General features: G+C 66.5%; 3 protein-coding genes. 1 reads left to right on the top strand and 2 read right to left on the bottom strand.

Features of this window, described 5'->3' with window-relative positions:
- Positions 1-323 precede the first annotated feature (323 nt).
- Both AB0M99_RS36560 and AB0M99_RS36555 read right to left on the bottom strand, forming a co-directional pair.
- Positions 324-581, bottom strand: coding sequence for a hypothetical protein (locus AB0M99_RS36560; RefSeq protein ID WP_365928392.1), 258 nt, complete (start codon positions 579-581; stop codon positions 324-326).
- A gap of 1 nt (position 582) precedes the next feature.
- Positions 583-7887 (bottom strand): ricin-type beta-trefoil lectin domain protein, encoded by a 7305-nt coding sequence (locus AB0M99_RS36555; protein ID WP_365928390.1) that lies wholly within the window; start codon positions 7885-7887, stop codon positions 583-585.
- A gap of 607 nt (positions 7888-8494) precedes the next feature.
- On the opposite strand from AB0M99_RS36555, the gene AB0M99_RS36550 reads away from it, so the two are divergent.
- Entirely contained in the window at positions 8495-11611 is a 3117-nt protein-coding gene (locus tag AB0M99_RS36550) for a DNRLRE domain-containing protein (RefSeq protein ID WP_365928388.1), read from the top strand.
- Positions 11612-11938 lie beyond the last annotated feature (327 nt).

The following is an 11938-nucleotide window of genomic DNA, read 5'->3' as shown; positions in this document are numbered from 1 at the left end:
GCTTCGTTGCGTCCGGCGTGTCCAAACTGAAGGTCCGCCACACGGCTGTGACCTGCCGCTTCTCCTCACAGCCAAGACTATGAATCAGCCCTGCCGAGGCCCCACCGGGAATGAAACCGGCGGACCTCTCGCATTCCGCGCGGGAACACTCGGCTCGACTTCATGAAAAAACCGAAATCTGACGCACTTACGGTGAGGTAAACACTCTTTTCCAGTGCGGACAGATTGATACAGCGGCAGACTTGATAAAGAAGACAAAAAGCCCTGCCGGATGCACCTGAGCACCGTCGGCAGGGCTTTCCAGTTGAGAATTGACTACAAAATCACCACAGGCGGGCCACTTCGCGACCACTGGAGTCTAGGACAATGAAGTCAGACTCTCCCGGATAGGGCAGCCAGACCGATATACCATTCGGCCAGATATTAATCTCTAGCGAGGGGGCAAGGGTCGGATCCAGTTGCAACGTGATGAATTCATCGGCGGCGAGTTCGAAGGCAATTCCACCCGGCTCGAACGTAACTCGTGCGGGCCCATCGGTTGCAGCGAACTTCATTTCCATCATCGAACGATTAGCCTCCATGTCACCTCCAGGCGTCAATTATTTCCTGCAACAGTTGCACGCGGTTCCTTGCGGTATCCACGGGCGACCTGGAGTTCTGTTCCCCGCGTCCGGCCGCGCCGCCCTTGCCCGCATTGACAGCCCCCTGATAGAAGTCCTGGAGTTTCTCTGCATCGCCCCGGCTGGCAAGACCGCGGAGAGCCTCTGGCGTACGCGTTCCGATGAGTTTTCCGGGGTCGCTGTTGCCCCAAATCTTGTTGCCGACGACATTCATCCTTCCCCCCTCAAGCGTTGGCGGCTTAACGTAGCCGCCGCGTTCGGGCAGAGGGTTAGCCAGGTCTTCGGCGACACCATCGGAACCCACGCTGAATCGCGCTTCCCCACAATTGTGGACCAGGACCGGAGTCGCTCCTGCGAGCACATAGTACGTGTGGATGTTGGCTACGGTCAGGTTGCGGACCGAGGCCTGCTGGGTCCAGCGGTTGATCGCAGTGATCTGGACGAGACTGCCAGCGCTTGTCTGCAGGGACTCGCCGACGGTTAGGTCTGTTGCATTGACCCACTCGTTGAGCGCAGGCACCCAGAAGGGGTGTCCGTCCGTCGCGGTGATGGTAGTTGTGCCGCTGTCGCCTGTACTAGCTTCCGCGACTGCTATCTGGACGAGGTTCTTGGTGCCTTCTCCGTCGATGGTTGCGGTGACATCTTCTGCGGTTGTTTCGCCTGATTCTGGGTCGGTTGCCAGGACCTTGTCGCCTGGGACGACATCTGCGTGCGGCTTGGTGGTGCCGTCTGCCATGAGGACTGGTGTCTCAGGGGTGAAGCTGTTGCACTTTGAGGAGAATCTCGCGAGGAATTTCTCCCCTACCTTGGCGGCGGCGCCACCGGGGACGGGGGATAGGATTTCCCCTATCTCGAAGGTGTTGTCATTGGTGTTGATTCCTGCCTTGTTCAGGAGGTTGCGACTTACGTCGCCAACACTGGGTCCGCCTGGTCCGAACACCCACTTAGACAGAAGGGTGAGGGGGTGTCCACTGCTGGCGAGGTCGATGACGCCTTGGCCCATGCCGGCGAGGAAGTGTCCGGGTTTGAAGTCGAGTCCGGTCACGTAGGGGACGTTGACGTTGCTCAGGATCTGCTTGGCGATCCTGGTGTACGTCCAGGCCTCGTCGGTGGCGTTGCCGCCGCCGTGGAAGTCGGGGGCGGGTGCGTGTGTCTCGTAGTACAAGCGCTGGGTTTCCAGGCTGGTGTATTCGGCCGTCGTCTCCTTGGCGTTGGAGAAGGTGATGACCGACTGGCCCGTGCACTTGTAGAGGGTTCCGCATTCATCGCTGCGCAGGCCGCTGGGGTCGGAGCCTGAGATGGGGTTGCCGGCTGCGTAGGTGTAGCCGTTCATCTGGAGCGGGTCGGTGATGTCGATGACGGGGTCGACGCTGATGAAGCGGCCGGTTGAGGCTTCGTATTCGCGGGCGCCGATGTGGGTCAGGGCCGTGGTGTTGTCGTCGACTCCGGTGCCGAGGAATGTGTGGTCATCGGGCCAGTTGGAGGTGAGGGCGCCGCGGGGGTTGCCGTAGGGGTCGGACTTGCGGCGGGTTGTCGCCTGGCCGGGGGACTGGTCTACGGAGGCGGTCGCGGTGTTGTGGTGGTCGGTGAGCAGGACGGAGAGCTTGTGGTTCTGGCTCTTGCCCTCCGTGCGGCGGACGGTGGTGGGGGCGCCGGGGCTGCTGTAGTAGCGGACAGCGTCGATGGCCTGTCCGGCCTTGTTGACGGTGATCTCGGCTTCGCCGAGGTAGAGGGTCCGGGCGCTGCCGGTCTCCTGGATCAGCCGTTCGCCGGAGGGGCCGTAGACGTAGGTGGTGGTGTTGTCGAAGTTCCACTGCTGGGCGCCGGTTGCGTTGCAGGACCACAGCTGGAGGTCGCTGCCGTCGATGGCGTTGTTGGGGACGTCGACGCACTGGTTGGCGGCCGGGTTGTAGAGGGACTTGTCGCTCGCGCGGTAGAGGAACTTCTGCTTGTCGCTGCCGTCGCAGGTGGCGATGAGCACCTTGGTTCCGCTGGTGGTGAGGCATTTCTCGAAGGCGCGGACGGTGTCGCCGGTCAGGCGCCACTGCTGGGCCTTGGTCTCGTTACAGGGCCAGATCTGGGCTGCCGTGCCGTCCGCGGTGGAGCCTTCGGCGACGTCGAGGCACTTGCCGAGCACTCCGATGACGGTGACTGAGCCGATGCCGGGGCTGGTGGCGGAGGTGAGCTTGTTGCGGCGGTCCCAGTTCAGGGCCTGGGTGTCGCCGTCGATGCGGCGGCTCTTGGTGTTGCCGGACGCGTCGTACTCGTAGTTCGAGAGCGAGGTGACGGTGCGGCCGGGTGTGTTGGTGGTCTTGGTGGTCTTGGCCAGGGCGTGGGGCTGGGTGGTGCTGGCTGGCTGGGTGCCGTTGCCGGTGACGGTGACGCCGTAGTCGTAGGTGGTCTTGTCGTCCAGGGCCCCGTTGGTGAGGTCGTGGTCGATGAGCTGGGTGCGGTTGCCGATCTTGTCGAACTGGTATTCCTGCCAGTACCCGTCGCCGTCAGGGCCTGGTGTGACGTCGCTGAGGCTGGGGCCGGTGCAGGCTGCGGTCTTGCCGGTCCAGGCGTTGGTCAGCTGGCCCATGGCGTCGTAGGTGAAGCACTGGCGGTCGATGCGGCCGCCGGCCTGGGTGTCGGTGATGGAGGTCGGGTTGCCGACGGCGTCGTAGGCGTACGACAGGGAGGAGATGCGGTTGGGGTTGGCGGTCTCGCGGTCGCTGGTGGATTCGGTGACGCGGCCGGTGTACTGGTCGTAGAGGTTCGTCGTCCAGACGCGGTTCGGGTGGTTGCCCGACGCGGTGCGCAGGACCTCGCCGAACGGGCTGTAGACGGTGTCGGCGGTGTACCAGTTGAGACCGGAGAGGGTCTTGGGCAGGCCGTCGTCGTCGTACCGGGTGATCAGCTTCTCGGCGGCCAGGCCGCCCGGGGTGGCCGGGAGGGTGGTCGACTGGACCTTGCCCCTGGGCGTGTAGGTGGTGCCGTAGGCGTAGGTTCCGGCGAAGCCCTTGGTCGCAGCCACGTCCGGGATCGTGATCTTCGAGCCGGTCGGGCGGGACTCGGTGTCGTAGCCGGTGACCTCGCTCGTGTATGCCGCGCCGCCCTCGTACCGGGTCGAGGCGACGGCCAGGCCCTTCGCGCCGGGCAGGGTGTCGTACGTCCAGGAGCTGACCAGAGGGCCGTCGGCCGCGTTGTCGCGCACGGCGGTCTTACGTCCGAGGACGTCGTACGCGGTGTACTGGGCGCGCCCGGCGGAGTCGGTGGCGGAGACCTGCTGGTCGAGGCTGTTGTAGGTGAAGGTCGACTTGCCCATGTCGGGGTCGTCGGAGGAGGTCATGCGGCCGCGGGCGTCGTAGGCGTACGTCCAGTTGTTCCCGGCCGGGTCGGTGACCTTGGACAGCTTGCCGCGAACGTCATAGCTGTACGTGGTCTTGTTCCACGTCGTGAGGTCGGTGGCCGTGAAGTGGCGCACCTCTGAGGTGCGGTTGAGGACGTCGGTCCAGGTCTCCGTTGCACGGCTGCCCTTGAGCGCGGTGGAGCCGTTGGCGGACATGCCGGTGCGGGTCCGGGTCCAGTCTCCGCCGTACTGCGTCGTGGTGGAGTTCTGCGGGACGTCGGCGTGGAGGGTTGTGGTCCGGACGGGGCGGCCGAGGCCGTCGTAGGCGATCTCGGTGGAGTTCGGGACGTGGAAGACGGTCTCGGGGACGAAGATCTTCGTGCCCGGCTTGCCTTCGGCGTAGTAGCCGTTGTTGGTCTGCCGGACCGTGCCGTTCGCGCTGTGGAGGGTGTCCGTGATGACGCGGCCGCCGCCGGGCGCTTCGCCCTGGGACTGACGGGGGCGGAGCAGGCCGTCGTAGATCGCGACCGAAGTGGCGTAGGTGCCGTCGTCCCGCAGTGTCTTTGTGGTGACGACCGGCGCTTCGTGCTCGGAGATCTGGTACTCGAAGACCTGGGCGGGCTTGTCGGTGAGCTTCTGCGAGGGCGTCCACACATCGGTGAGCCGGCCGATGTTGTCGTAGGCCATGGTGGTCTTGCGGCCGTTGGCGTCGGTGGCTTCGAGGGTGGAGCCGCGTGCCGCGTCGACCTTGGTGGTCGCGGTGTGGCCGAGGGAGTTGGTGGCGGTCACGGTGAAGACCGCGCCGGTGGCCGGGGTGTACGCCGTGGTGCTGGCGTTGCCGACTGCGTCGTAGGCCTTCACGACACGGCCCAGGGCGTCGTATTCCGTGCGTACGGTGGTGACCCAGCCGGTGCCGGCGCCGTCGAGGCTGTCCAACTGGTAGGAGAGGCCCTTGGACGGGGCCGCCCCGAAGGCGTTGAGGGCGTCGTACGAGGTCCGCGCGTCGCCGAGGACGGCGCCCGTAGCGGCCTGGGAGCAGTCGCCGGCGGTCTTGCGGACCCGCTGGGGCAGACCGATCAGATTCTTGTCCGGGTTGTGGACATAGGAGGTCGTCACACACTCCTGGACCTCTGTGGTCCAGGACGTCCCGTTGTGGGTGAAGGCGGATGTCTGGGTGGTCTCGGGCAGTCCGTAGGTCGCGTCGACCGTGTTCGTGGTGCGGACCATGCGGGACTTGCCACCGCTGATGGACTGGATCTCATCCGACCGGCTGACACCCGTGCGATAGGCCTCGAGGTCGGTCGTTCCGTCCCGCGGCCGCGACGCGGTCTTCTTGCTCCAGGGCCACGTCAGGGAACGGGACACAACGGCCCCGCCCGCCTTGGCGTAGCTGATGGTCTCCACTGCCTGCCCCTGGTACTGGGGCAGATCCTCACCGAAGTCCTCTGCGCTGGTCGAGTCCTTGACCGTGATCTTGGGGCGTCCGGCATCACCGGACATGCCCCGGAAGTACCGGGTGCGGCTCTGCGACTCCTCGGTGGCATCGCTTCCGCCCGTGTGGGCCGTGACGCCGCGCTTCGTGACGACACTGGCGTACCCGCGCCACTGGCCGTAGGTGCGCAGATCGGGCTTGGAGAACTCGTCGTCCTCCTTGGCCCAGGCGGCGTCGCCCTCGTAGGTGTACGTGGTGGTGACATCGGGCTGGCGGCCGACGCGGTCCTTCTCGGTCACACGGTCGATGACGTACTTGTTGAACCACTCCAGCGGAGGGTTCTCCAGGGTGCTGTCGGGCGACCAGCGGACCGGGAAGCAGCGGGTGGTGTTCTCCTCCGGCTTGGGGTGGCTGCCGCCTACCGGGCAGGGGTCGGAGTAGTCGACGTGGATTTCCCCGCCGGTCTCGGTGCGGATGGTCTCCACACGCAGCCGGTCGAAGTCCGGGGTGGGGTCGTCCGCGCTGGTGGCGACGCGGTTCGGCATGTCCTTGACGTTGGCGATGAACGACACCGAGGGCAGCGTGGTGCTGAGGTTGCCGGCCTTGTCCTTCGTCGTGCCGAACCCGGTGCGGCTGATGGCCTCCAGCCACAGGGGCGGGTGGGTGTCGGTGCGCTGCTTGGGGAACGACTGCTTCAGGTCCCACTGGTCGACCTGCGACAAGGCCGTGGACCCGGCAGTGCGCTGGCCGAACGTCTTGACGGCGGTCAGGCGCTTACGGCTCCAGAACGTCGGCGTGGTGGTGTAGCAGTCCTCGTTGCCGCCGTCCTTGCAGTGCAGGGTGGAGGGGGTGTCCCACCACGGCTGCTTGTCCTGGTAGTTGTTCGACTCGAACTCGGCGAGCGAACAGGTGGTGCTGCCCTCCCTGACGCACCGCTCTGCGACCTGGAACTCGACCCGGCCGGCCGGGTCGGCGCTCAGGCTGTCGGCACGCAGGCCGTAGGAGATCTGGGTGGGGTGGCCGCCCCGGGTGTAGGAGACCTTGGCCTTGTACTTCTCGTTCTTGGCGTAGTTGTTGGTCTCCTTCGCCCAGTCGATGACCATGGCACTGCCGTGGACGTCCTCGACGTAGTCCAGGTTCCAGCGCCAGCCCTGATCACACGAGGAGTTGGCGTAGGAAGCCTGGTAGCAGGGCTCGCCGGGGTGGTTGCCGAAGACGGGAACGGTGAAGACCGAGTTCGTGACGGCCCGGCTGCCCGCGCCGTCGACGTCATGGCGGCCGAAGAAGTAGCGGGTTCCGTCCCGGGTGGTGACGACCCAGTACTCGCCGTCCTTCGCGCCGTTGGCCTGTCCCGTCCTGCGCTCGACCTTGGAGCCGTCGTCGTTGGCAGGGACCCACTGGCCGGTCGAGGCGTCACGGACCAGCTCGGTCGATCCGCCGCCGAGCGACATGACCATGTTGTCGCCGGCCCAGCAGAGGTCGCCCTTCTTCCTGTCGGCCGGGCTGTCGTTGTTCGGAGCGCCCCCGTTGGGCTTGAGGTCGTCCGAGCAGGACCGGTAGCGGCGCTCGATGAAACCGGGGTTGTAGTCCCAGCCGTCGCCGATCCAGGAGGCCTGTCCGTTCGCCACCGACGTCCTGCCGTCCACTGCCTGCGAGGCGTAGGTGAAGGCGATGCTCGGGGCGGGGCCGGCCGGGGCGGTGGGTACGGTCAGGGGGTAGGTCCAGGAGAACCCTCCGCCGCTGCCGCCCGCGGTCCACGTACCTGAGGGCGAAAGCGGTGTGGCCTTGTAGGTGCCGCCCGCGCCGGAGGCACCGTCAGATGCTGCCAGGACCATCGGCCCACCGCCGCCGAGCGCCATGGTGCGCAGGCCCTGGCTCGGTGCGGTGGCCGGGTCCACGGTTGCACGGACCGTACCGGTGGCCGGGTCGTTGGTGGACGGGACGTCCTTGGAGACGGAGCACTCGGGGAGCTCCGGAGTGGTGAGGAAGCATTCGGGGAGCTGCTTGAGCTCCAGGCGGGTGGCCCACTCGGTGCCGTAGAGGTCCTTGAACTTCTTGTAGTCCAGCTGGACGTCGACCGGGGTGGAGCCCTCCGCGGGGGGCGTGACCTTGATGAGGGCGCCGTCGACCTTGGCGGCCTCGGTGGCGGCGCGCGTTTCGACGGCCACGGACCAGGTGCCCGACGGGTCGGGCGGCGTCGGATTGGACTCGGTGGGGGAGGCCTTGCCGATGCTCACGGGCAGGCTGCCGGCCTGGACGAGCTGGGTGCCCGTGGCGGGATCGAGTGCGACGGTGGCGGTTCCGCCGACAGGCGGTGTCACCTTCGAGGGCTCGTACTCGGCAGGCGGCTGCACCGGGGCTCCGGCCCAGCCCTCGAGCTTGGCTGCTTCGACCTCGTCGAGCTTGGCCGGCTTGTCCTGCTGGAGGCCGGGCAACTGGATGCTGCTGCGGTCGCCAGGTGGCGCCGCCCAGGCTTGAGTCGGAAGCAACGTCGCCACCAGCATCACGGACAGCGTGATGCCGGTGCGCCCGGCAAGGCGCGCGCGTCGGGCGCGGGCCTTTCTGTTTCCGGGCAGGCGGAAATTGTTCGCCGAGAACGGCGACATGTGGACCCCCCCACGCGCTGCCGCCACGGCTACGGCGCATGGACGGCAGGAAACTGACAATTAGCCAGCTGATTGTGTGGGTGTTCGCAGAGAAAAATCCACCATCCGATAAGCGGTGTGGGCTTTATCACTTTACTGCATGTATATGTCGGGGCAATTGATGCAAACCGGGTGGAAATGGATGGTGGATTGGGTGATATGAGGGGTGACGATGTCAGAGGGATGGTTCATGCTCGGCCTGGCGTGTCCGATGTGCGAAAGGCGAGTGGGGAGCGGACCTTTCCTGTTCAGGCCAGTGGTCGAATCGTTTCGATTTATGGGTACCGAGGGCTGCGAAGCGTGCGCCCGAGGGGGGAGAAGTGCAATCGTGTCTGTCAGCGAATCCGCGGACGAGAATCCACCAAGAGATCTTGCGGAAAAGGAAGTTGGCGCGCCGCGGTCACGCTGGTTCCAGCGCCGACGGACTCTGGGCAGCCTTGCCGCGCTGCTCGCCATAGCCGTGGCTGTGCCGGTCGGCGTTCAGCTGGCCGAGCCGAAGGGTGCCCCGGACGCCAAGCCGGCCGAGGCCGAGGTGCCGGAGGTGCCGGTCACTGCCACGGATGCGCGCCGGCTGGCCAGGGAGAGCGGCAAAGAGGTCGAGGCCACCGCGGAGCGCACTGCCAACACCACGACCTGGGCGAAGCCCGATGGTGTGTTCAAGCTGCGCGTGTCCTCCGCCGCGGTGCGCGCCAAGGTGGGCGATCGGTGGAAGCCGATCGACACCACCCTCGAGCGGGTGGAGGGCGGATTCGCGCCCAAGGCGGTCAACGGGCGAGTCGTCTTCAGCGGCGGTTCCAAGCAGGAGGCCGCCGACGGCGGCGGGCGTGCCTCGCGCGGAGTGACGCGGACGGCTCTGGCCCTGCCCGCCCTGAAGGCGGATACGCCGGCCCCTGCCTGGACCGATCTGGTGCGGCTGACCGCCGACGGGCACGAGATGGTGGTGAGCTGGCCCGGGCCCCTGCCCGAACCGTTCATCGCCGGCCCGCGCGCCCTGTACGAGAACGTCCGCCCGGGTATCGACCTGCTGATGACGGCGCAGGAGGGCGGCTACTCGCACCTGCTGATCGTCAAGGACAAGAAGGCCGCCTCGGATCCGATGCTCGGCCAGTTGAACTACCGGCTCAGCTCCCCGAGCCTGACCTTCCACCTGGACGAGGCTTCGCGCGCAGTCAGTGCCCGTAACGCCAAGGGCGAGGAAGTCGCGGGTTCGCCCACCCCGTACATGTGGGACTCGGCCGGCAAGGTCGCCACCACCAAGGGCGAACCCGCCCCTGCTCCGGGCCCCGGTGCGGCCGAGCGCCCCACGCTCGCCCTGTCCGGTCTCGCCGGCGCGGAAGGCGCGCACGCCGAGCCGGCCGGAGCCGCGCTCACGGCCGAGGGAATTTTGACCCTCACGCCGAACAGCCGTCTGCTGAACGACGGCGACACGGTGTATCCGGTTTTCATCGACCCCTCCTTCAAGGGCCACAAGCAGAGCTGGACCCTGCTCTACAAGACGGCAGAGAACACCAGCTTCTACAACGGACAGAACTTCAACAGCGACAGCGGAACTCCCGAAGCGCGCGTCGGATACGAGACCACCACCTACGGCACGTCCCGTTCGGCATTCATGTTCGACTTCGGCAGCCAGCTTCACGGCACCGCAATCCGATCCGCCAGGCTCCGGGCTTTGCAGACGTACTCATGGGGTTGCACCGCAACCACTTTCGACGTCTATCACACCCCGATGATCTACAGCGATACCACGTGGAGGAGCACGAACAACGACTCCTTCTGGGGCAACCGGATCGCCAGCGGGTACACGGGGCACGGACACGACAGCTCCTGCCCCGACTCCTGGGTGGCCCTGGACATCAAGGGCACCGTCGAGAACGGGGCCCGCGGCGCCTGGCAGACCCTCACCCTGGGCCTGCGCGCCGAGAACGAGGGCAACGCGAACTTCTGGAAGAAGTTCCTCGCCAACGGCGAGAGCGCCCCGTACATCGACGTCGAGTACAACAAGGCACCCGACGAGCCGACCCAGGCCGGCATGGACACCGTCCCGGGCGGTGTCTGCACGATCGACGGCCCCTTCAGGAAGGTCGGCAAGTCGGACGTCATGTTCGAGGTCCAGGGCGTCGACGGCGACGGGAACCTCAAGCAGATCCAGATCAAGGTCTGGCGCGCCTCGGACGGCGCAGTCGTCTTCGACCAGTGGATCTGGCCCGACAGCTACGGCGTCGCCAGAACCGGCATCCCCTGGGAGTCGTTCACCGCGAACACCACGTACTCCTGGACCGCCACGGCCAGCGATCACGACGGGGCGATATCGGGGACAGGCCCGGCCGGGACCGACAAACCGTGCTCGTTCACCATCGACCACACCCAGCCCACCGCGCCGACCATCCGCTCCGATGACTTCCCCGTCCCCGGACCCGATGGCGCCGAGTGGAGCAAGAACACCCTGAGCCCCGGCAAGATCACCGTCATCGCCGGCGGCACCAAGCCCGAGGACATCCGCGAGTTCCAGTGGAGCCTCAACCACCCCATCTACGACAAGAAGGCCGTCCCTCCGGCGGGATCGGACACCGTCACCGTCGACGTCAGCCCGGACAACGCCGGACCGAACCTCTTCTACGTCCGCATCGTCAACCAGGCCGGCAACATCTCCAACCCGTACATCTATACCTTCTACGTCCGGCCCAGGCCGGGCTCGGACGGTCCGGGCGATGTGACCGGTGACGGCAAGGCCGACCTCCTCGCCGTCGACGGCCCAGGCGACCTGCGCGTCTACCCCGGCGACAAGGACGGCGACGTCGACGCCTGGATGCCCGCAGCCACCGACGCGGGCAGAGCCGCACCCTCCGGCTACTGGAAGGACCCGGCGAGCGGCAAGCCCGCTCTCATCACCCACTCCACCGACTGGTTCCCCGGCGACGGCATCACCGACCTGATCGCCCGCATGCCCGACGGCAAGCTGTACGTCTACCAAGGCGACGGGAACGGCCGCTTCGACATCAGCCGGCGCATGGAGGTCCTCCTCCCGGAAGGTGCCCCGAACCCGGCGACGTTCAGCCAGATCGTTGCAGTCCAGGACGTCACCGGCGACGGGATGGAAGACCTCTTCGCCCTGGCCGACGGCGGTGACACCTTCTGGGCCCTCACCGGCTACAGCGGAGCCAGCATCACCAGCGTCAAGCAGATCGGCGGCTCCGGCTGGGGCAAGCGCGACATCGTAGGCGTCCGCGACGTCTCCGGCGACGGAGTCGCGGACCTGACCTTCCGCGACGACTCCATGCCCAGCCGAGGCCTCGCCCTGCGCAAGGGCAAGCCCGCCGCAGGCGGCGGACTCGACCTCAACTCCATCGGCACGGAAGCGGCATCCAACGGCGGCAAGGACATCACCTACGCCACCACCGGCTGGGACCGCGCCACCCTGCCGCTCCTGCGCGGCACCCCCGACGTCAACGGCGACGGAGTCCCCGACATCTACGCCACCCGCAACGACGGAACCCTCTACCTCTTCAACGGCGGCAACGCAGCCCTCATCAACGGCTGGCGCGTCGAAGAAGACGACTGGGGCACCGCCCGCACCATCGGATAGGCAGCACCCGAACAGACAGGCGTCCGGCCGGGACACCCCGGCCGGACGCCTGTGACGTCTCCGCCGGCTACTGCCTTCCGGTCGCACTACGGCCTTGAAGCCCTCTACTGCCAGCCAGCCTTCAACATCATCTTGGATTGAAATAACAGCAAAGGGCCAGACTCATGCCCAAGGGGGGAGTGTCATGAATTAGGCGGACACCCGCTCTGAAGGGATCCCTGATGGACGCGGATGCGATCTCTCGGCTTCGTGACAGTGGTGTGAGAGACAGCGAGGGTTTGGGCGTTGGTGCTGGTCAGGGTCTTTTTTCGGGGCAGATCTCACTGT

The sequence above is a fragment of the Streptomyces sp. NPDC051183 genome, assembly GCF_040682455.1.
GTDB lineage: Bacteria > Actinomycetota > Actinomycetes > Streptomycetales > Streptomycetaceae > Streptomyces.
This window is presented reverse-complemented; position numbering and strand designations above follow the sequence as displayed.